The organism is Bacillus sp. XT-2 (assembly GCF_025696525.1).
GTDB lineage: Bacteria > Bacillota > Bacilli > Bacillales > Bacillaceae > Bacillus > Bacillus halotolerans.
Genome location: NZ_JAHVOC010000005.1, coordinates 194,926 through 216,424 on the forward strand (window position 1 = coordinate 194,926; position 21,499 = coordinate 216,424).

Annotated in this window: 20 protein-coding genes and 1 pseudogene; 5 read left to right on the plus strand and 16 right to left on the minus strand. The window is 46.4% G+C overall.

Features of this window, described 5'->3' with window-relative positions; all coding sequences use genetic code 11:
- Positions 1 to 74: 74 nt before the first annotated feature.
- Positions 75 to 299 (plus strand): hypothetical protein, encoded by a 225-nt coding sequence (locus KXD37_RS15015; RefSeq protein WP_263463637.1) that lies wholly within the window; start codon positions 75 to 77, stop codon positions 297 to 299.
- A gap of 73 nt (positions 300 to 372) precedes the next feature.
- On the opposite strand, the gene hmpA is transcribed toward KXD37_RS15015, so the two are convergent.
- Together hmpA and KXD37_RS15025 are read right to left on the minus strand one after the other, a co-directional pair.
- A complete protein-coding gene (gene hmpA, locus KXD37_RS15020) occupies positions 373 to 1,575 on the minus strand; it encodes an NO-inducible flavohemoprotein (RefSeq protein ID WP_263463638.1) in 1,203 nt (400 codons plus the stop codon).
- Between the two features lie 252 nt (positions 1,576 to 1,827).
- Complete coding sequence (locus KXD37_RS15025; RefSeq protein ID WP_024121110.1) at positions 1,828 to 2,346, minus strand: acyl-CoA thioesterase; 519 nt, start codon at positions 2,344 to 2,346, stop codon at positions 1,828 to 1,830.
- A gap of 188 nt (positions 2,347 to 2,534) precedes the next feature.
- Here KXD37_RS15025 and KXD37_RS15030 point away from each other — a divergent pair, with 188 nt between their 5' ends.
- Both KXD37_RS15030 and pgl read left to right on the plus strand, forming a co-directional pair.
- Positions 2,535 to 3,395: a dimethylarginine dimethylaminohydrolase family protein gene (locus KXD37_RS15030; protein ID WP_101860741.1), complete on the plus strand. Its 861-nt coding sequence runs from the start codon at positions 2,535 to 2,537 to the stop codon at positions 3,393 to 3,395.
- Positions 3,396 to 3,484: 89 nt separating this feature from the next.
- On the plus strand, positions 3,485 to 4,531 hold the full coding sequence (gene pgl / locus KXD37_RS15035; protein WP_024121108.1) for a 6-phosphogluconolactonase: 1,047 nt from the start codon (positions 3,485 to 3,487) through the stop codon (positions 4,529 to 4,531).
- Between the two features lie 41 nt (positions 4,532 to 4,572).
- Here the strand turns inward: pgl and KXD37_RS15040 are convergent, their stop codons facing one another.
- From KXD37_RS15040 to proG, 10 genes are all read right to left on the minus strand, one after another.
- Entirely contained in the window at positions 4,573 to 5,556 is a 984-nt protein-coding gene (locus KXD37_RS15040; RefSeq protein WP_101865257.1) for an ABC transporter ATP-binding protein, read from the minus strand.
- A 12-nt stretch (positions 5,557 to 5,568) separates the two neighbouring features.
- On the minus strand, positions 5,569 to 6,459 hold the full coding sequence (locus KXD37_RS15045; protein WP_106020433.1) for a C40 family peptidase: 891 nt from the start codon (positions 6,457 to 6,459) through the stop codon (positions 5,569 to 5,571).
- A complete protein-coding gene (ykfB, locus tag KXD37_RS15050) occupies positions 6,456 to 7,556 on the minus strand; it encodes an L-Ala-D/L-Glu epimerase (RefSeq protein ID WP_106020434.1) in 1,101 nt (366 codons plus the stop codon). The genes KXD37_RS15045 and ykfB overlap by 4 nt, the downstream gene beginning before the upstream one ends.
- Positions 7,557 to 7,558: 2 nt before the next feature.
- Positions 7,559 to 8,494: an LD-carboxypeptidase gene (locus tag KXD37_RS15055; protein ID WP_024121105.1), complete on the minus strand. Its 936-nt coding sequence runs from the start codon at positions 8,492 to 8,494 to the stop codon at positions 7,559 to 7,561.
- Between the two features lie 107 nt (positions 8,495 to 8,601).
- Positions 8,602 to 10,233: a dipeptide ABC transporter substrate-binding protein DppE gene (gene dppE / locus KXD37_RS15060; protein WP_106020435.1), complete on the minus strand. Its 1,632-nt coding sequence runs from the start codon at positions 10,231 to 10,233 to the stop codon at positions 8,602 to 8,604.
- Positions 10,234 to 10,251: 18 nt separating this feature from the next.
- The gene (locus KXD37_RS15065; protein ID WP_106020436.1) at positions 10,252 to 11,259 is read right to left on the minus strand and encodes an ABC transporter ATP-binding protein; all 1,008 of its coding nucleotides are present in this window, start codon (positions 11,257 to 11,259) and stop codon (positions 10,252 to 10,254) included.
- Between the two features lie 4 nt (positions 11,260 to 11,263).
- Positions 11,264 to 12,226 (minus strand): dipeptide ABC transporter permease DppC, encoded by a 963-nt coding sequence (gene dppC / locus KXD37_RS15070; protein WP_024121102.1) that lies wholly within the window; start codon positions 12,224 to 12,226, stop codon positions 11,264 to 11,266.
- Positions 12,227 to 12,231: 5 nt separating this feature from the next.
- Positions 12,232 to 13,158 carry a dipeptide ABC transporter permease DppB gene (gene dppB, locus KXD37_RS15075; RefSeq protein ID WP_106020438.1) on the minus strand — a complete coding sequence of 309 codons (927 nt, stop codon included), beginning with the start codon at positions 13,156 to 13,158 and terminating at the stop codon, positions 12,232 to 12,234.
- 15 nt (positions 13,159 to 13,173) lie between these two features.
- Positions 13,174 to 13,998: a D-aminopeptidase DppA gene (dppA, locus tag KXD37_RS15080; protein ID WP_106020439.1), complete on the minus strand. Its 825-nt coding sequence runs from the start codon at positions 13,996 to 13,998 to the stop codon at positions 13,174 to 13,176.
- A 127-nt stretch (positions 13,999 to 14,125) separates the two neighbouring features.
- Positions 14,126 to 14,944 (minus strand): pyrroline-5-carboxylate reductase ProG, encoded by an 819-nt coding sequence (gene proG, locus KXD37_RS15085; RefSeq protein ID WP_106020440.1) that lies wholly within the window; start codon positions 14,942 to 14,944, stop codon positions 14,126 to 14,128.
- Positions 14,945 to 15,125: 181 nt separating this feature from the next.
- Here proG and htrA point away from each other — a divergent pair, with 181 nt between their 5' ends.
- Both htrA and KXD37_RS15095 read left to right on the plus strand, forming a co-directional pair.
- Positions 15,126 to 16,481 carry a serine protease HtrA gene (gene htrA / locus KXD37_RS15090; protein ID WP_106022237.1) on the plus strand — a complete coding sequence of 452 codons (1,356 nt, stop codon included), beginning with the start codon at positions 15,126 to 15,128 and terminating at the stop codon, positions 16,479 to 16,481.
- A 156-nt stretch (positions 16,482 to 16,637) separates the two neighbouring features.
- The gene (locus KXD37_RS15095) at positions 16,638 to 16,814 is read left to right on the plus strand and encodes a hypothetical protein (protein WP_164848133.1); all 177 of its coding nucleotides are present in this window, start codon (positions 16,638 to 16,640) and stop codon (positions 16,812 to 16,814) included.
- A 180-nt stretch (positions 16,815 to 16,994) separates the two neighbouring features.
- Here the strand turns inward: KXD37_RS15095 and KXD37_RS15100 are convergent, their stop codons facing one another.
- The 4 genes and pseudogenes from KXD37_RS15100 to KXD37_RS15115 form a co-directional block, all read right to left on the minus strand.
- On the minus strand, positions 16,995 to 17,966 hold the full coding sequence (locus KXD37_RS15100; protein WP_105953633.1) for a glycosyltransferase family 2 protein: 972 nt from the start codon (positions 17,964 to 17,966) through the stop codon (positions 16,995 to 16,997).
- Positions 17,967 to 17,978: 12 nt separating this feature from the next.
- Positions 17,979 to 20,153 carry an ArnT family glycosyltransferase gene (locus KXD37_RS15105; RefSeq protein WP_106020443.1) on the minus strand — a complete coding sequence of 725 codons (2,175 nt, stop codon included), beginning with the start codon at positions 20,151 to 20,153 and terminating at the stop codon, positions 17,979 to 17,981.
- 7 nt (positions 20,154 to 20,160) lie between these two features.
- A pseudogene (locus KXD37_RS15110) lies at positions 20,161 to 20,256 on the minus strand (hypothetical protein); the annotation flags it as partial.
- A 144-nt stretch (positions 20,257 to 20,400) separates the two neighbouring features.
- Complete coding sequence (locus KXD37_RS15115; protein WP_127695396.1) at positions 20,401 to 21,351, minus strand: ring-cleaving dioxygenase; 951 nt, start codon at positions 21,349 to 21,351, stop codon at positions 20,401 to 20,403.
- Positions 21,352 to 21,499: the final 148 nt, after the last annotated feature.

Genomic DNA, 21,499 nt, shown 5'->3' on the forward strand with positions numbered 1-21,499 from the left:
CTTCATCCAAATAGGCGAACGTGCAGAATGCAGGCACATAACATAGTAGAAAGTCATGTTATTGGAGGGACAGCATGAAACATCAGCATAAGAGTGCCAATTGGCACTATGAAAGCATACAGTCAAAATCCGCAGCCTATCAGCCATACCATACAGCTGACAGGCTGGCCGGTTTAGAGCTTAAAATGGAGCATTTGATCAGAGCCATCGAGGTGAACAATGAATTGCTGAGAACGATTCAAGAGCAGCAAAATCGCGTATGCTCAAGCGGAGGCGGATCAGTCATTGTGCGGATGTAGAAGAAGGCGCTCGTCCGCCTTCTTCTATTTTCCTAAAAAAAGCCCTTCTCATATAAGAGAAGAGCTGCGTGTATTAAGAAATGGACTGTGCGATGCTTAATTGAGGACCGAACAGTTCGTAATGAATAGACTCTGGCGCTGACCCGAGCTCCGATACAAGCTTATGCATTTGAGTGATAAATGACGGTGAACCGCAAATATAATAATCCGCATCTGTATTGGCGATCAGGCTTTTGAGGAACTGCTGGTCAATTTGACCTTCATGAAATTGAATGTCACCCGCGCGGTCTTCTTCTGTCGGCTCGCGATACACAAATGCCGTTTTAACAGAAGAATGCTCTGCTGCCTCTTCTGCTTCATCGCGTAGCGCGTGGTATTCACTATTTTTCGCGGCATGGATAAACAGAATCTGCCGCTCAGGCTGTTTGGAAACAGACGTTTTCAGCATGCTGATCATCGGTGTGATGCCAACTCCGGCACTAAGCAGAACGAGATCTTTGCGGGATGAAGAATCTAAAACAAAATCTCCTGCCGGTGCGCTGATTTCTAATGAATCCCCCTGATGCAGCCCTTCGTGTAAATAAGAAGACACAGCACCGTCTTTCTTAACTGAAATTCGATAATAGTCTTTTCCCGGCATATCAGACAAGCTGTATTGACGGATATGCGTATATTCAGAATCAGGAATCCGGACTTTGATGCTGATATACTGCCCTGCTTGAAATTCAGGTAACGGCTTGCCGTCTTCCGGTTTCAAATAGAAGGATGTTATTTCTTTGCTTTCACGCACTTTTTTCGCAACGACGAAAGGCTTATACTCCTTCCATCCGCCAGTTTGGTGTTCCGCTTGTTCATACATTTCTTCTTCAATTCCGAAAAAAGCGTCAGCTATAACTCCATACGCTTTCTCCCACGCCTGCATAATGTCAGGGGTCGCTGCATCTCCCAAAACATCTTTAATCGCAATCAGCAAATATTTGCCGACAATCGGATAATGTTCAGGCTTAATACCGATACTGCGGTGTTTATGGCCGATTTGTTTGACGACCGGAATGATATTGCCAAGCTGGTCAATATTGGCTGCAGCTGCAATAACGGCATTTGCCAGAGCGGTACGCTGTGTTTTTTTCTTTTGATTTGTTTGATTAAAAATGTTTAAAAGCTCAGGATGATCTTGGAACATGAGGTCGTAAAAACGTCCTGTAATAGATTCTCCGTGCTGCTGTAATACTGGTACAGTGCTTTTTATGATTTCGATTGTTTTGTTATCTAACATCGTTTAACAACCCTTCCGAAAAGATGTATTTAAAATATATCTTTAAAATACATGATCTTACCTTTAAAAGATATATTCAAAATGAATCTTTAATAAAGTTGTCACAAAATTATCAATTTAACGTGACAATTGTTGCTTTTTTATAGAATCCCCTAGCAAAAACGGACTAACCTTTGTAATGATCACCATTATCAGCAAATTAATAGAAGGCACAAAAAAACCCAAAACAACGTATGTTTTGGGTTTCATGTTTTACCAAGGCTTGTCTGTTCCAAGCGCATTTGCCAGCGCCTGACTGTGTTTTTTTCGGTTTTTCCGTTCACTGGCACGCTGAACCGCTGTGTTATGCAGCATGATTTCCTCTTCTGTTTCCGGTACAACTCTCGGCACAGGCACCGGCTTGCCGTTTGAGTCTAATGCGACAAAGGTCAAAAAAGATGTCGCGGCGAGCTCCCGTTCACCAGTCATCAGATGCTCTTTGATGACTTTCACAAACACCTCCATGGAAGATGTGCCGACCCAAGTCACATATGATTCCAAGCAGACAGACTCCCTTTGCCCGATCGGTTTCAGAAAATCGACAGAGTCCATCGAAGCCGTTACCGTATCACGTCTGCAATGGCGCGCTGCGGAAATAGAGGCAATATCATCGATATAACTCATCAGTTTTCCGCCAAACAGCGTATTATGATTGTTCGTATCGAGAGGGAATACCCTGCTGGTTTTCACAACCTTTGACTCTTTACAATATTTTGTTTCCTGTGCTTCCATACCTTTCTCCCCTTTGATGTCTGATCGATTAGTAAATGCACTCATATTCTCCTATTAAACAATATTCTCATCCATTTGTCTAAAATTTAAAATGATTTGTCTGTCAGGTTTTCTTTCTTAAATGTTTAATGATTTGGCTGACAAGGGAATAATATACGTATTCTTCACACGGTCAGGAGGAGAAACAAATGGATGTATCCGTTCCAAAACATCAGCACAAAACGGTATGCCAAACAGAATATGACACCTTGAAGAAAGTTATTTTATGCAAACCCGAGCATATGACAATTAAGGACGTTATTAATGAAACCCAAAAACATTTTGAAGATGACAATATTCAGGTCAAAACCGCCAAAGAGCAGCACAAACGCTTAGTAGAAGAGCTCAGGTCACACAGCATTGAGGTCATCCTTTTGCCTGTTCAGCACGGACTGCCTGAGCAGGTATTTACCCGGGATATCGGTTTTGTCATCGGGGAAAAAGCCTTTCTTTCCAGCATGACTGAGCCCATTCGCCAAGGGGAAGAAGCTGTGATAAAAGAATTTTTCCACAATCAAGGGATTCCTTATACCCGGATGCTGGATACTAGCATTGAAGGCGGGGACGTCGTCATAGATGGCGATACCGTTTATGTCGGAATCAGCCAGCGCACGGACATCTCAGCGGTCGGCCAGCTGCAAGAAGAGCTTCCTGAATATACCATCATCTCAGTTCCGCTCCATGAAAAATTTCTGCATCTGGACTGCGTATTTAATATCATTTCTGAAAGCGAAGCATTAATCTACCCTGAAGCCCTTCCGCAGCAGGAAGTCGATATGCTGGCAGAGCGTTACAATCTCATTGAGGTACCCGAAAACGAACAATTTACACTTGGCACAAACGTCCTGTCTATCGGCAGAAAGACCATCATCAGCCTGCCGGGCAATCGTCATGTGAATCGTGAATTATCCAAAAGAGGCTATCACATCATCGAAATTGACTTGTCAGAAATTATCAAATCAGGCGGTTCCTTCAGATGCTGTACGATGCCGCTCATTCGAGGCGAATGAAGAATATTCCCCTTTTTCATGTTTTGAACAGCGTATTTCTTTAAGATACGTTAATATAGAGATGACATCATTTTTAAGGGGGAAATCGCATGACAAAGTACATAGGATATGTCGGAACATATACAAAAGGCGGAAGTGAAGGCATTTATTCATTCGAGCTGGATACTGAGAAAAAAACACTCAGCGAGCCAAAACTTGCCGCAAAGCTGGGAAACCCCACATATGTGACGCCGAATAAAGACAACACGATTCTTTATTCAATTGAAAAAGCAGACGGTAAAGGCGGTATTGCTGCCTATAAAATCGATAAAAACAGCGGCGAATTAACATTTCTGAATCATCAGTTAATCGATGGCCCATCGCCATGTCACGTGAGTGTCGATGATCATCAGCAATTCGTATTGACAGCCAACTATCACAGCGGGAAGGTGCACGCTTTTCCGGTTCAACAAGACGGAGGTTTGCAATCTCCCGCTTCTGAAGCCGCCCATACAGGAAAGGGTCCGCATGAAAGACAGGAAAAGCCGCATACACACTATGCGGGCTTTACACCTGAACATAATTACGTCGTAGCGGTTGACTTAGGAACAGATAAGCTGTACACCTATAAGCTGAAAGACGGTGAATTGACTGAATCCGGAAGCCATTCCTTTGCTCCCGGTGCAGGCCCTCGCCATATCGCTTTTCACCCGAAAGAAAAATACGCATATGTCATGACAGAATTAAGCAATGAAGTCATTGCGCTTGAATACAATCCGACAGCCGGCGAATTCAGAGAACTTCAAGTCGTCTCTGCCATCCCTGATGATTTCACAGATAACAGCCAGGGAAGCGCCATTCACGTCACTCAGGATGGGCGTTTTGTTTACGTTGCAAACCGCGGCCATGACAGCATCGCTGTGTTTGAAGTAAATCAATATTCAGGCGAGCTGGCATTTGTGGAAAGAGTATCGACTGAAGGAAACTGGCCTCGTGACTTTGTGCTGGATCCAACGGAGACCTTCCTCGTTGCTTCAAATGAAGAAACAGGCAATCTCGTATTGTTTGAAAGAGACACAGAGACAGGCCGACTGACGCTGCTTCCTTCAACCGTTTCTGTCCCTTATCCAGTGTGCGTGAAATTTTTACAGCAATGATAAATGAAAGCTGGCTCCCAACAACGGAGCCAGCTTTTTGTTTATCTCACCTTTTCTTTCGTTTCAGCATTTCGATATAAATGGCAGGCAACGAAACGGCCGGCTTCGATTTCTTGAAGCAAAGGGCGTGATTCCCCGCATTCAGGCATCGCCTCCGGGCAGCGCGTCCGAAACACACAGCCGCTCGGCGGATGTACCGGACTCGGCAGCTCCCCTTTTAAAATGATGCGCTCACGCTTGTCCTCTAATTCGGGGTCCGGAATCGGAATCGAGGACAGCAGCGCCTTCGTATACGGGTGCAGCGGTTCACGATACAATGTGCCGCTATCTGTAATTTCCATCATGTGGCCTAAGTACATAACGCCGATCCTGTCGCTGATATGCTTTACCATCGATAAATCATGGGCAATAAACAGAAATGTGAGCCCTTTTTCTTTTTGAAGCCGCTTCAGCAGGTTGACCACTTGCGCCTGAACCGACACATCAAGCGCAGAAATCGGTTCGTCCGCTACGATAAACTCCGGATTCAATGAAAGCGCTCTGGCAATCCCGATTCTCTGCCTTTGACCGCCGCTGAATTCATGCGGGTAACGGCTGCCGAAATCCGGGTGAAGCCCCACTGCCTCAAGCAGCTCGTCCACAACGAGAAGCCGCGCTTTATGGGTATTGTAAAGATTGTGAATTTCCATCGGCTCTAGAATGATTTCTCGAACGGTCATCCGCGGATTGAGCGATGCATAAGGGTCCTGAAAAATCATCTGCAGTTTGCGGTTATAGGCAAACTGCTCTTTCTCACTGAGGGCGTGAAGATTTGTTCCGCGGTATTTGACGCTTCCTTCTGTGGGATGGTAAAGACGCATCAGCACTCTTCCCAAGGTTGATTTCCCGCAGCCGGATTCTCCGACAAGCCCGAACGTCTCCCCCTCATGAATCTGGAAGGTTACCCCGTCGACCGCTTTGACTGTTCGCTTTTTCCCTGCATCAAAATGCATTTTCAGCTGACTGACCTCTAGCAGTGGTGTCATGTGTCTCCCTCCTCATTCTGAAAAACAGCGGCGTGCCGCACAAAGCTCTTTTTCATATCCTGTATCTTTCAGCGTGATAATTTCGATCGATTTCCCTGTTTTAGGAGAATGGAGCATTTTTCCGTCTCCTATGGACAGACCTACATGATGAATTGCTCCATTTCCTTCCTCATATGCATAAAACAGCAGATCACCTGCACCGATGTCGTGAAGCGGCACTTCCTTCCCTGTTTTCGCCTGGTCTCCCGCATCACGGGGAATCCTGTATCCATTTGCTTTAAATACGCTGTACATAAAACCAGAGCAGTCAAATCCAAACCCGCTTATACCTCCCCATAAATAAGGAAGCCCGAGAAAACTTGCCCCTGTCTGAATGATGTCTTCCGCCGTTCCTTTCTTATTCTGAACAAGCGCCGCATCAGTTTGTCGCAGGAGCCTATCTCCAAAAGGAGTCGCTACCTTGAAAAAGCCATTCTCTTCTTCAATCAGCGGCAGAGCAGTTAAGAAGCTCAGTTCAATTTCCTTATCTCCGGTATCCCCATACAAAAAAGCTGTTGGTTTAGTGATCGCCACGGTGTGATTCGATTGTGGGAGATTTGTGTTTTTCAGCTGGTTCTTTTTCATCCAGCCCGGATAACCGCGTTTATCCTTGCGGGATGACTGGCCGGGCACAACGACAGACACCCATTCATCCTGTTCTGCCGTGACCAGCACCTCCTCACCAAAGAGAACCTGCGTCTGGATCACATTATCTGTACATAACCCAAGCCGCTGATCATAGGTCATGCTCTTCAGCCATTCTCTGATCGACACGGTCGGATCAAGCATGGTGTGATCAAATGGACGAGGAGTATCAGGTGCTGTCCATATGTTGGCAACTGCTGATATAACAGTATGGTTCATGTCTCCATCCCTCCTTTCTGATACGCGACTCCGGTAATGCCAAGACCAGGTTTGTCAGGCATCGTAATCGTGCTGCCGCTGTAAATAATCCCGCCCTTGATCAAATCCGTTTTCAGCATGAGCGGGGCGTCGAAATCAAAGCGGGTAATGTTTTTTTTGCTTGCCGCGAAATGCGCCGCAGCTGTTATGCCGAGCTTTGTTTCGATCATGCTGCCGACCATGCACTCCACCCCGCAAATCTCAGCCATGGCATTGATTTTCTCTGCACCGCTGATTCCTCCTGCCTTCATCAATTTAATATTGATCAGATCGGCGCTGCGGGTTTGAAGGGCTTCGAATGCCTGTCGCGGAGTAAATACACTTTCATCAGCCATGATTGGAGTGTCCGTTGCATCCGTAACTTTCTTGAGCCCGGCAAGATCATCCTTATGGACAGGCTGCTCGACAAGCTCAATGTCCAGGCCGGCATCCTCCATTTTCCGAATGGCCGTTACCGCTTCTTTCGGCACCCATCCCTGATTGGCATCCAAACGCAGCTTTACCCCAGGCCCGACACGCTTTCTGATTTCTTGAATACGGGAGATATCTGTCTCAATGTCATCTCTGCCAACCTTTATTTTTAGCGTTTGAAAGCCTTGTTTAAGAAAGCTCTCTGCATCCGCCGCCATCTCTTCAGGCGAGTTCACACTGACGGTGTAGTCCGTTTCAAGTGTGCTTCGATACCCGCCGAGCATTTGGTAAAGCGGCTGTCCGCTCATCTGCGCCCAGCCGTCGTATACAGCCATTTCTACAGCTGCTTTTGCGCTTTGATTCCCTTCCAGAAGATGCTGGATGTCATGCAGAATGGCCTCGCAGCCGGACAGTCTTCTTCCAAGCAGTGCCGGCTTTAAGACATTGTGAATCGCACTTTCAATACTGTCCATGCTGTCTCCGGTAATCACAATCGTCGGAGGCGCTTCTCCCCATCCGATTGCGCCATTATCATAAGTGATCGTTACGATAACAGATTCGGCCGTATACACTGTGCGAAGCGCCGTTTTAAACGGCTTTGTCAGCGGCACGGCGACCCGTTTCGTGTCTATTTTTGTGATCTTCATACTCAAAGCGCCCCTTCAGAAACGCCCGCCTCAATGACGACCGTTTTTTCGGCTGTATCCATGGCAGCGTGCGCACCGATCGGAACGGCAATACTCGGCGAACAGTGGCCGATCTTAAACCCTCTAAGAGCAGGCCTTCCGGCGGACACAATATAGTCTTCGAGCACCTGCTCAAGTGTCAAAGATTTCTCCCGCTTCACCGGGATGCAGTTATGAAAATCACAAACAAGAATACCGGCTGCGTCCGCCAGCTTCCCTGCCATTTTCAGCTGATTCAGCATCCGGTCAATTTGATACGGCTCTTCATCAATATCTTCAATAAACAGGAGCTTTCCCCTCGTATCAATTTCAAACGGCGTGCCGAGTGTCGATGACAGCAAGGAAAGATTGCCGCCGACAAGCTCTCCTTCCGCTTTTCCCGGAACAAGCACCGTCAGCGGAGAAAGCTTTTCTGTATAGGTGAATACTGTCTCTTGAAACAGCTGCTCATACGACGCTTTTGTCAGGGGATGAACGTCTTCCAGGCCTATATCTGAGCTGAGCATCGGCCCGTGAAAAGTGACGAGGCCTGTGTTTTGATGGATGGCGGTATGTAAAAACGTAATATCACTGTATCCCCAAAAGATTTTAGGATGTTTGCGGAGCAAGCTGTAATCAATGCCTGAAGCGATCCGTCCCGTGCCAAAGCCTCCGCATGCGCACAGCACCGCTTTCACCTCCTGGTCTTTGAACATCTCGTGCAGATCAGCCAGCCGCTCATCATCCTGTCCCGCTAAATAGCCGTGCTGGTTTTTCAGCGCCTTGCCCAGCTTTACCTGAAGACCGAGCTCCTCTAAAAACAAAAGCGCCGTTTCAAGCTTTTTCGGATCAGGCGGGCTTGCAGGTGCGATGACACCGACTGTATCGCCTTTTTTCAGTGCGTTCGGCTTGTGATTCAACTCCGATCAGCTCCCTTCATTTGCTCTGCACCCTACGTATACGTGAAAATAAGAGAAAAAATACCGCTCCTTCACATAAAGAGAGCAGTATTTTCTCAATCGCCGCGTTAGTTTTTATCGGCCCATTTTAAATCGATGTAGCCGACAGGGTGCCGGACGATGTCCTTTACATGTTCGTTTTGCAGATTGACCTGATTATAGAAATACACCGGAATGATCGGCGCTTCATTGATGAGAAGCTTTTCCGCCTTATGCATGAGTGAAAAACGCGTTTTTTCATCCGCTTCATTTTTCGCCTGTTTCATCAGCTGATCATATTCTTTGTTGGTCCAGCCTGTGCGGTTCATTGAATTTCCTGTTTGGAAGGCTTCCAGAAAACTGATAGGGTCCGCATAGTCAGGCAGAAATGAGCTTTGTGAGAATTGAAACTTAAGCGCTTTTTGCTCCTCTAAAAACACGTTCCACTCCATATTGGCCAGCTTCACATCGACGCCAAGGGTATTTTTCAATTTTTGCTGGATGGCTTCAGCAATCTTTTTATGCTCCGGTTTCGTACTGTAAGTAAGCATGATCGCAGGCAGCTTGTCATACTTCTCTTCCTTCATTCCTTTTTCCAACAGCTGCTTCGCTTTGTTTCCATTTGGTGTGATCAGGTCTCCGCCCGCTTCCCGGAAATCCTTGCCGTCAGGCTGTGTAAACCCGGGCGAAACAAAAGCGTGTGCCGGTTTTTCATTGTTTTTCGTGACGTATTTTACGATTTCCTTCTGATCAACAGCCATTGCGAAAGCTTTTCTGATGTTTTCATTTTGAAACGGCTCCATATTGACATTAAAGCGGTAAAAGTATAAACCCGCCTGATCAACGATGTGCACGTTGTCTTGATCCAGCAGCTGGTCACTTAGCTCAGCCGGTACGTATGCGGTGTCCAATTCACCGGACTGGAACATTTGGTAATCTGTATTTCTGTCACTCACCATTGCCCATTTCACTTTGTCAAGCTTCACGGTTTCTTTATCCCAGTACGTATCGCTTTTTTCCATTGTGATGCTGTCATCATGCTTCCATTCTGACAGTTTAAACGGGCCGTTTCCGACAAATGTATCGGCTTCAGCAAACCACTTTGGATTTTCTTTGTCGACTTTTTCGTTAACCGGAAAATACGCCGGGTTTGACACCACGCTCAGGAAATATTTTTGCGGTGCGGCAAGCGTCACTTCAAGGGTGTGATCATCCTTTGCCGTCACCTTCACATCGTCTCTTTTCCCTTTTCCGCTGTTATAGGCTTCGCCGCCTTCAATAAAATAGCCGAGAAACGCGGAAGAAGCTCCTGTTTTCGGGTCAAGCATCCGTTTCCAAGCGTATTCAAAATCTCCGGCTGTCACAGGGTCTCCGTTCGTCCATTTCGCATTTTCCCGAATCGTAAATGTGTACGTTTTCTTGTCTTTCGACACAGACCACTTCTCTGCCATCGCCGGCTCCGGTTCATTGTCTTTGCCGAGGCGCGTTAACCCTTCCATGATGTTATTTAACGGCTGCCAAGACACGTTATTAAAACCGATCGGCGGATCAAACGAGGTCGGTTCATTTTCATTATTTAAGTACAGTACCTTTTCTCCGCTTGTCTTTGCCTTATCTTCTCCGCTTTCTTTTCCAGCCTGCTCATTAGCTGTACATCCCATCAGCGCAAATGAAAGTCCCAGTGCAAGGCCCATTCCCCATAGCTTCTTCACTCTCTTCATCCTCTTCCCCCTTTTTCGTTATTCATCCTTCGCTCCCGGCAGCACCGCATGCTCAGCCCGTTTATCCTGAAGCCAGCAGTGTACAGCGTGCGTGCCGGATCGAACAGTGTGATAAGGGTATACCCTGTCACACACGATCATTCTGCTCGGACAGCGGGCGGCAAATGGGCAGCCCGGCGGCGGTGAAAATAAATCCGGCGGCGTGCCGTCAATCGGAATCAGCTCCGCGCCCTCAAGATCCAGCCGCGGGACAGAATTCAGCAGCCCTTTTGTATAAGGGTGCTGCGGCTTGTAAAATATATCTTTTCTCGTGCCAATTTCCGCTATTTTTCCGGCATACATAACAGCCACCCTGTCAGCAACCTGGGCAACCACGCCTAAATCGTGTGTGATCAAAATGACAGAAACCTTTGTTTTTCGCTGAATCTCTTTAAATAGTTCCAGTATTTGCGCCTGTATGGTGACGTCAAGGGCAGTTGTCGGTTCATCCGCTATTAAAATATCAGGCTCGCAGATCAGCGCCATAGCAATGACAATCCGCTGTCTCATGCCGCCGCTGAATTGATGGGGGTACTGCTTCAGGCGTGCTTCAGGATCCGGAATGCCGACCAATGCAAGCATGGACAGAACCTCTTTCTCAGCCGCCTTTTTCGTCATCCTTTTGTGACGAAGAAGCGCTTCCGCCAGCTGGTCGCCGACAGTCAGCGTCGGGTTTAGCGCCGTCATCGGGTCTTGAAAAATCATTGAAATGTCCGCGCCCCTTATGCTCCTCATTTCTCTGTCAGAGAGACGGCAAAGGTCTTTGTTTTTAAATAAAATGCTGCCGTCTGTCACCTTCGCTGAATAGGGCGGGAGCAGTCCCATAATGCTTTGAGAGGTGACGCTCTTGCCGCAGCCCGATTCACCGACAATGGCAAAGGTTTCGCCTTTGTACAAATCGAAGCTCACGCCTCTGACCGCCTGAACCGTCCCGCCGTAAGTCGTAAAAGAAACGTGCAAATCATTGACTGACAGAACTTTCTCCATACAGCTACCTCCTTAGCTTAGGGTCCAGTGCATCCTGCAATCCGTCCCCCAGCACATTAAACGCGTACATCGTTAACGAGATGAAAAAGGCAGGAAAGAACAGGCGCCACCAATGCCCGGACAAAATGGTCGGCAGGCCGTCATTCGCCATCACACCCCAGCTGGCAAACGGCGCTTGAATGCCGAGACCGAGAAAGCTCAAAAATGATTCTGCGAATATGGCGGTAGGTACAGTTAAAGTCATTTGTACGATGATCGCGCCCATTGTATTCGGCAGCAAATTTTTGCGGATGATGCGAAAGGTTTTCGCACCAAAGGTTTTCGAAGCGAGCACATACTCGTAATTTTTTATTTGCAGCACTTGGCCTCTTACAATTCTCGCCATGCCGACCCATCCCGTAACAGTCAGCGCTACGATAATGGTGCCGAGCCCCGGACCCATCAAGACCATCAGCAAAATGACAACAAGAAGATACGGCAGCCCGTACAGCACTTCAATAATCCGCATCATGACACTGTCTGTTCTGCCGCCTTTATAGCCGGCAATGCCTCCGTAAATGACACCGATCAAAAAATCAATCAGTGCAGCCATCACTCCGACAAATAACGAAATCCTCGCTCCGTACCATGTTCGTGTAAACACGTCCCGGCCAAGCTCATCGGTACCGAACCAATGATCTGCAGAAGGCGGAAGATTTTGTTCTGTCAGCGATTGGCGCTCGACACTGTGAGGAGATAAAAAAGGACCAATTGCTGCCATCACAAATAGAAATAAAAGAATAAAAAGCCCGGCCATCGCTAGTTTATTTTTTTTCAGCCTTCTCCAGGCATCCTGCGCATAGGATAAACTCGGCCGTTTGACTGAATCGGTCTCTTGGGTCTTTTCCTGATTCGAAACAAACCATTCGTCCGGCACCTGAGCGTGCTGCTGCGGCTGGCGTTCATCTGTTTGTACAGGGAGATTCATACGCTTCACCCTTTCTTATGCAGTTTAATGCGCGGGTCCAGCAGACCGTAGGCAAAGTCGACCAAAAACAGCATTACGATCAAAATGACGCTGTAAAAAACGGTCGTTCCCATAATCACGGGATAGTCCCGCTGATTAATGCTTTCGACAAAATATTTTCCCATTCCGGGAATGGCAAAGATTTTTTCAATCACAAAACTTCCTGTTAAAATGCTGGCAACGAGAGTTCCCAGTACGGTAATGACGGGCATGAGCGCGTTTCTGAGTGCGTGTTTTACGATAATTTTGAGCGGAGACAGCCCTTTTGCTTTCGCTGTGCGGATATAATCCTGTGTCAGGACTTCGATCATGCTTGATCTTGTCAGCCTGGCGATAATCGCCATCGGTCCAACTGCAAGCGCTGCGGTCGGAAGCACCATATGGATCGGGCTCGTCCACGTAGCGGCGGGAAATAGTTTAAAATTGACGGCAAACTGCTGAATAAGCAACGTCGCCATAATGAAATTCGGGATGGAAATGCCGAGTACCGCGAGGCTCATCGCAGCGTAGTCCAAAAAGCCGTTGCGGCGCAGCGCGGCAGTTACGCCAAGTATCAGCCCTGAGATCACAGCAATGACAATCGCTGCCATCCCAAGTTCAAAGGAAACGGGAAATCCGCGTTCCAGCATATCATTTACGCTGTCTGACGGTTTTTTAATAGAAGGGCCAAAATCGAATGTAATGATGGATTTTAGATAGATGATGTATTGGATAATGAGAGGATCGTCTAAGTGATAGTAGGCTTCGAGATTTCTTTGAACCGCTTCATTTGTGCCCCTCTCCTCATTAAAAGGAGATCCGGGAATGACCTTCATCAGAACGAAAGTCAGGGTGGTAATGACCAAAATCGTAGCTGCCATTGCCCAAAAACGCTTCATTATATATCTTGCCAAAGCCTTAACACCCCTTTAGCAGAATGATGTTCGCATTGCCAGTTCAGTCATGACAAGCATAGCCTGATAGGCTTCAAGCATATCCTTCGCCTGAAATTGAACGGTTGTGGTTCCCGGTTTGATTTCTGTACCCGGCATTAGATGAGCCCACTCAGCTTGGCCGTAATTGGCAAATTCAATGCTTAATACAGGCCTGTCAGGCGGTGTAAGCGGTTTAACTTTATCTTTGTTCTGCAAGGCATATGCGGTTTTTTCTGTCAGCAGCCGGCCGGCTTTCGCAGGCGACAGACATTTGACTGCAGACCTTGAAATCGTTTGTTTAACAGCAGCTGTCGTGACATTCGGGATGAGCTCTTCAGCTTCTTTGGCCGCCCGGTCATCACCGGCTACCATTATTACCGGGACATCGTAATAACCGGCAACGTAAGCATTTAATCCAAGCTCACCGACAGGCTGATCATTTATGTAAAAATGACGGACACCGAAAATCATGCTATGAGACATGACACCGGGAGTTGAGGCTCTTGCGTGATAACCGAGAAACAAAGCACCCGTGAAAGTATCATCTAGCCCCTGCACCATTGAAAATGGTTTAACATCGCCGGAGATCAAATCTGCCTCGGGATGAAGCTTTTCAATCATCAGATTATTCATTTTCGAATGGCTGTCATTCACCAGCACCTCCGTACACCCGCTGTTAAACGCTTCGGTAATACAGTAGTTTGCTTCATCGGTCATGATCAGCCGTCCGCGTTCATAATTACGCTTGCCGGAATCAACAAAGGTATCATCCGGAAGACCTGAAATACCCTCCATATCTACTGACATGTACAGTTTCATAACGCTCCTCCTTTTTTACTAAATTATGAATATTCTAACAGATTATATTAAAAAAAGAGGAAAAATGCAATATAGCTGGGAAAAATCACTAACGTTCAGAGATAAAAAAGAATCCTCTTTCAAGGATTCATGTTTCTTTTGCTGCCTGTTCTGTCAGCTGCTCATATTTTTCGAGTGTTTTTTCAAATACTTGATCAAAAACATGCGGCACAGAGGCACGTATCACCGCCGCTCCCTCCCCTGTAATTCCGCCTTTCGTTGCAACACGGTTCAGCGTCTCCTCAAAGGACATCTTCTTTTCGATCAGCAGCTTGCCTGTCCCATACAGTGAGTGTATCAGGAAATCAAAGGCTTCTTCTTTTGTCAGGCCGCTGTTTCTCACAGCCGACAGCGCTAATTCTTCAAACACTGCGGCGATGAAGCCCGGAGCAGAGCTCGTCAGATTACTGGCGGCATCCAAATTTGATTCTTTTAATTCTCGCACACTGCTGAAAGCCGATAACAATTCATACAAACGTTCTTTCTTCTGTGCCGCCAGTGCTTCACTGTGAACAACCAGTGAGATGCCGGCTTCCGCTTCAGATGTAATGGCCGGAATCAACCGTGATATTCCAGCTGCCGTTTCAGCCTCTAAAAGCCGTAGAGGCACACCAGCCGCAATGGATACAATATGAGTATTCCGGTTCACATACGGGTGAAGCCGGCGTACTGTTTCAATGACATGGAGCGGCGGGACACATATAAAGATCAAGGCGCACTTTTCCGCCCATATCTCAAGCGGTTTTGCCGAAACGTCTGGATAATCAGCGAGCAAAGCCTGAAGCCGCTCTCCCTTAGTTCTTGTCTCAACAAACAGCTCATTTTCCTCTACTTGTTTATGCTTCAACAGCTGCCTGGCGATCATATCCGCCATGCTGCCATATCCTATCAATCCGATTGACTCCATCGTTTCAGCCCTTTCATGTACAATATTCCTTATAAAGTGTACCGTTTTTCGCACTTTTTCACAATTTCCCATAATGTTTTCATTTTTATCCCACAGTTTTTGTTTATGATAAACTCAAGTCATAAAACTGCCATAATCAAAATGTAATGAGTTGAAAATAGAGAGAAACGGAGTGAACATGATGGATAACTATCGTGACGAAAATAGAACAGAAGGACAAGAGAATGAGGTTTTTTTAACGAAAGAGAATGATCAAAACCCGTCTTACTCAGCCCGCAATGTGATTCATGATCAAGAGAAGAAAAAACGCGGATTCGGATGGTTCAGGCCGCTGCTTGGCGGAGTCATCGGCGGAAGTCTCGCCCTTGGCATTTATACGTTCACACCGCTTGGCGACCACGATTCTCAGGACGCACCGAAACAGACGTCCAGCCAGCAGCAAACTCAATCTGTTACAGCTAAAAGCACATCCTCTGAATCAAGCAAAAGCTCGACAAGCTCATCTGCATTTAAGAGCGAGGATTCTTCTAAAATCTCAGATATGGTGGAAGATCTTTCACCGGCGATTGTCGGCATCACAAACCTTCAGGCTCAGTCAAACAGCTCTTTGTTTGGCTCTTCCGGTTCCAGCTCTGATTCAAGTGAAGATACAGAAAGCGGCTCAGGATCGGGTGTCATTTTCAAAAAAGAGAACGGCAAGGCTTATATTATTACGAATAACCACGTTGTAGAAGGCGCAACTTCACTCAAGGTGTCTTTATACGACGGCACTGATGTGACAGCTAAGCTCGTAGGCAGTGACTCTTTAACAGATTTAGCTGTTCTTCAAATCAGTGATGACCACGTAACAAAGGTAGCAAACTTCGGTGATTCATCAGATCTCAGAACAGGCGAAACCGTCATTGCGATTGGAGATCCGCTCGGAAAAGACCTGTCTCGCACAGTAACACAGGGAATTGTAAGCGGCGTGGATAGAACAGTTTCAATGTCAACCTCAGCCGGTCAAACAAGCATTAACGTGATTCAAACTGATGCCGCGATTAACCCGGGTAACAGCGGCGGTCCATTGTTAAATACAGACGGCAAAATTGTCGGCATTAACAGTATGAAAATCAGTGAAGATGATGTTGAGGGCATCGGATTTGCCATTCCAAGCAATGATGTAAAACCGATAGCTGAAGAATTGCTGTCTAAAGGGCAAATTGAACGTCCGTATATCGGTGTCAGCATGCTTGATTTAGAACAAGTGCCGCAAAACTATCAGGAAGGCACACTCGGCCTGTTCGGCAGCCAGCTGAATAAGGGCGTATATATCCGCGAGGTCGCTTCCGGCTCTCCTGCTGAAAAGGCTGGATTAAAAGCAGAGGATATTATCATCGGCCTTAAGGGCAAAGAAATCAATACAGGCAGCGAATTGCGCAATATCCTATATAAAGACGCAAACATCGGCGACACCGTCGAAGTGAAAATTCTCAGAAACGGAAAAGAAATGACGAAAAAAATCAAACTCGATCAAAAAGAAGAAACACCTTCTTAAGAAAAGCGCCTCAGGCCGCAAAAGCTGCCTGAGGCTTTTTATTAGATAAAAGACCTATACACTCTACGAAACTTTCTGCCGAGACACCCGTATATGATACAGGCTGACATCATTCTAATCAGATGCTTGAAGCATTGTTTAAAAAGGAGGAATGACATGAAAACCGTAGGATTGAGCATAATTTGCGCAGGATTGGCTTTTCTGATGCTGAGCTTTCTCCTTCCTGCATCAACATTGGCATGGGGAGTTACACTGGGGACCAGTATTCTATTAAACATAACAGGCACTGCTGTGATTATGCGTTTCTTAAAAAACCCTCAATCTAACAGCTGATTTCAGTAGCGCCTAAGACGAAAGCTTTTAGGCGTTGCCGTTTTTATTTCAGCTCGCCTGAACCGCAGTGCAAGTTCACAGTCCCTTCTTCTCTTCTTCTACCATCCATATCAGCATCTTTCACTTTGATCATCATGCAGAACATAAAAAACCCCTGTCCGTAATGGACAGGGGTTCAGGTTAGGACATATGCTGGTCTCTATAGAGTCTTTTATTTTCAATCCCGTACGATTTCTGTACGATGTAAAGCGGCCGGTCTTTGGCTTCATCATAGATTCTGCCGATATATTCACCAATCATGCCCAGTATCAGAAGTACGATGCCGCTGAACAGGAGCTGGATGACGATAAGCGATGACCAGCCGGTAATGGTGCTGTCGGTGAACAGCTTCAAATACAGTACGATAAACATATACAGAAATCCTGCGCCTGACATTAAGACCCCGACATAGCTTGCCAGCTTCAGCGGTTTATGTGAAAATGTCGTAATGCCGTCCATTGAAAGCTTCAGCATTTTCTTAAGCGGGTATTTCGTTTCTCCGGCAAGCCTTTCATCACGTACATACTCAACTGCCGTTTGTTTGAAGCCTACCCAGCTGACGAGTCCTCGGACAAAAGGGTTTTTTTCCTTTAATTTTTTCATTTCATCACAGACTTTTCTGTCCATGAGACGGAAATCCCCGGTGTCAATCGGGATATCAATATCTGTCATGCTGCTGAGAAGCCGGTAAAACATGGCCGCTGTCTGTTTTTTGAAAAAGGTTTCCCCTTTTCGTTTTGTCCGTACGGCGTATACGACCTCATAGCCTTCCTTCCACTTTTCAATCATGTCTAAAATTAACTCAGGAGGGTCCTGCAGATCGGCGTCAATGACGGCGATTGCATTCCCCTGTGCATAATCCATTCCCGCTGTAATCGCGATCTGGTGCCCAAAATTCCTGGAAAAATCAATGATTTTCACTCTCGGATCAATCAGACTGTGTTCTCTTAAAATCTCAATACTGCGATCTTTGCTGCCGTCATTGACAAATAGCAGCTCATAGTTTTCCTTCGTTTGATCCATGACCTCTTTTAAGCGCTGATAGGTTTCATGAATGACAAGCTCTTCATTATACACAGGTACCACAATTGAATATTGAATATGTCTGCTCATGTTTTTTTCCTCCTATTCATCAGCATGTAGTTCGTATAATGCAGCTGACTGGTTCATTCCGCCAGGCCCGCCGCCCATTTTGCCGGTTTGGCCTGAAGCGTTGCTCTCGCTTGACGTACCTGATGAATCAGTCTGATCAGATGATGTCTGCTGATCAGCGCTTGACTGCCATTTATCAGAAGAAACTTTCTTGCCGTTTTCTTGAACCCATTCGACAATTTCATTGTTTCCGCCTTTCCCCATTCCTGAAGCCAAGAAGTATTTCACTTTTCCTTCTTTTACGAGCTTTTTAAATTGAGTCAGCGTGATGGCCGGGTCAGAACCGCTGAATCCGCCGATCGTCATGACGGCCTTTTTCGTTTTGATGATATACGGAGCCGCTGTGTTTGAATCAGTTGTGGCGAATAAATATTCCGCTCCGGAGTTGTTTTCTTCTAAATACTCAATTAATTTTTCATTTACACTCGACTCGTTCATTCCCATGCCTTTTCCGCTGCTTGAAGAGAGCTGCGGCCCTGTTTCAGGAAGAGAGCTGTTTCCTCCGTACAGGAGAGGTGTGCTTGCCCAATAAATCGGCATCACAAGCAATACGAGAAGACCTGCAAGTGATATATAATATGTGAGCGGTTTTTGGCGCTGTTTAAAAATCAAAAGAGCAATGGCAGATAACGCACCGATAACCCCTACGCCGATACTCCATCCAACACCGATTTGATCGTTGTAGTTTCTCAGAATAAACAATTCAAATCCTGTTGTGGCAATCATCGCCGCCGGCAAAAGCCAAGACTTCCAGCCTGTATGGTTTCGGTATAACTGAACGAGCGCAACCCATCCAGCTCCGATAAGTGCAGCAATCGGCGGCGCCAGCATAATGAGATAATAATGATGGAAAAATTCTGCTACGCTGAAGAATCCGGCAATCGGCACAAGCCATGCAACCCAGAACACCGTCTCCTTCTGATCAACAGATAATCTTCTTCTTTCTCGCGCGCCTGCAATCAGCAAGCCTGCAATTCCAAAAAGCGCAAATGGCAGCAGCCAGCTGATTTGATCAGATAGTTCTTGTTGGAAGAGCCGAAGCGGGCCAGGTGTTCCCGTTCCGAACATTCCTGTACCTGATTGCATTTTCGATCCGCCTGAACCGCCCTTACCTCCGTCGCCGCCAGGTCCGCCTTGTCCGCCATCTCCTCCGCCGTTTGGAGGGCCTCCTTGACCGCCGCTTGGCATTTCCCCATTGGATGGCGGTGCCGTCATATTGCCATTTGCAGATTTGTCATCGTTTGATGAGCTGCTGCTTGATGACTGATTAGGCGGTGCCTGAGCGTCAGATGAACTGTTCTCCGAAGAAGGCATTTCTTTTGCTGCGTCTTTGCTTGACCCGCCCTGACCGCCGCCGGAATTTTGTCCTGTCAGCCGCTGAATTCCGTTGTATCCGAAAGCCAATTCCAAAACAGAGTTGGTCTGGCTGCTTCCGACATAAGGGCGTTTGCTGGCAGGGATATTGTCAACGATGAGCGGCCATGATAACGAAACTGCCGCTAATACGACTAATGCGCTTCCTAATGAAATGATTTTTCTCTTGATTGTGGCATTTGCCGCAATCAGGTAGAACAATAAGAAAGCCGGTAAAATCATATAAGCTTGAAGCATTTTTGTGTTGAAACCTGCACCAACGACGAAAAATGCTGCTAACAGCCAGATCAGCTTTCCTTTTCTGATGGCTTTAAAGAGAAGCCATGTAGCCAGCAATAAGAAAAATACCAGTAATGCATCAACATTGTTTGTCCGGGCCACAGCCACCGCAATCGGTGTACATGCCATGATGAAAGAGGCGATTCTTGCTGCCGTCTTACCGAATGTCGGTTTTATTAACAGATACATTAAAAGGACAGAACCTACACCAGCAAGTGCCTGAGGCAGGATGACGCTCCAGCCGTGCATACCGAATATAAGTGCGCTGATGGTTTGTATCTGGAACGTAACAGGCGGTTTATCAACCGTTATAAACCCTGCCGCATCGAATGAGGCATAGAAAAAATTATGAAAGCTTTGCATCATACTTGTGACTGCAGCGGTGTAATAAGGATTCACCGTATCATCATTCCAGATGTTATAGATATTTAAAAATGCAGATGCGAGCAAAATGAGAATCAGGAAGATGTCCAGCTCGCGTTTTTTCTTTTCCACGTGTGTCTCACTCCTTTTCGTCTAACTTTGAAATAGTGTAACAAGCAAATATGAAAAAACTATTAATAAACAAAGGCAATATTTTTGCCAAAACCAATTCATACGATCAGTCCATAAAAGCAAAAGTTTTCGGGTCTTTATCCTGATCTAAATCTGATATTTTGTACCTAATCATCCATATGTAAGCCGTTTTTGAACAAAAATAGCCTTCCGGTGACGCCGGAAGGCAAAGAATCACAATATATCGTTATTGAATCGGCTTCAGTCTTGCTTCGATTTCCTCTCTTCTATGCTCAAGATATGGCGGAAGAGCGATGGTTTGGCCAAGCTCATCAATTTCTTCATCAACCATAAAGCCCGGACCGTCTGTAGATAATTCAAACAGAATGCCGTTCGGTTCTCTGAAATACAGCGCCTTGAAATAGTAGCGCTCAACGATGCCTGAGTTGCTAAAGCCTTCCCGGCTGATGATGCGGTGCCATCCGGCAAGCTCTTCTTCGTCTCTCACGCGAAATGCGACATGATGGACACTTCCTTTTCCTTGACGTTCGCGCGGAAGATCATTTCTTTCAATTAAATGGATTTCCGTGGCCGCACCGCCTTCTCCAGATTCTAAAATGACCGCTGTTCCCTGTCCTTCAACCGGCTCTCGGCTGACCTCTGTAAACCCAAGAATATTGGTTAATACATGTAATGTTGGTTCAGCGTACGGCACTGTCAATTCAACAGGCCCTAACCCGCGAAATGAAAATTCTTCCGGAATGCCGCTTTGTTTAACAGGCAGACCATAACCTTTGCCTTTCTCATCAGCAATCAGCACAAGGCGCTGTCCTTCATGATCTTCGAACGCCAATATGTCACGTCCGGCTCTTTGGGCGATGCCGCTATGCGCTACCTGATGCTCTTCAAAACGTTCTTTCCAGTAATGCAGCGCTTCTGTGCTTGGAACACGTAATCCAATAGAAGAAATACTGTTTGTTCCCGCATGAAACGGCGCAATGCGGGGAATCTCAAAAAACGTCAGTTCCGTTCCCGGATTTGCCACTTCATCCCCGTAGAATAGATGGTACATCGTTGGTTCATCTTGGTTTACGGATTTTTTGACGAGTTTTAATCCTAATACTTTACTATAGAAATCTAAGTTTTTTTGCGCGTCAGCTGTTAATGCGGACACGTGGTGAATGCCGTTGACTTTCATATGCTGTCCCTCCAGGTCAATTTATCTCGATTTCGAGATATTATATTAAAGATGTATATTTATTTTCCTAATTACAAGGTATTTTATTCACATACGAAAGTCAACATATCAGCTTCATCTAGGTCCGGCATCCTGCTAAGTCCCGATG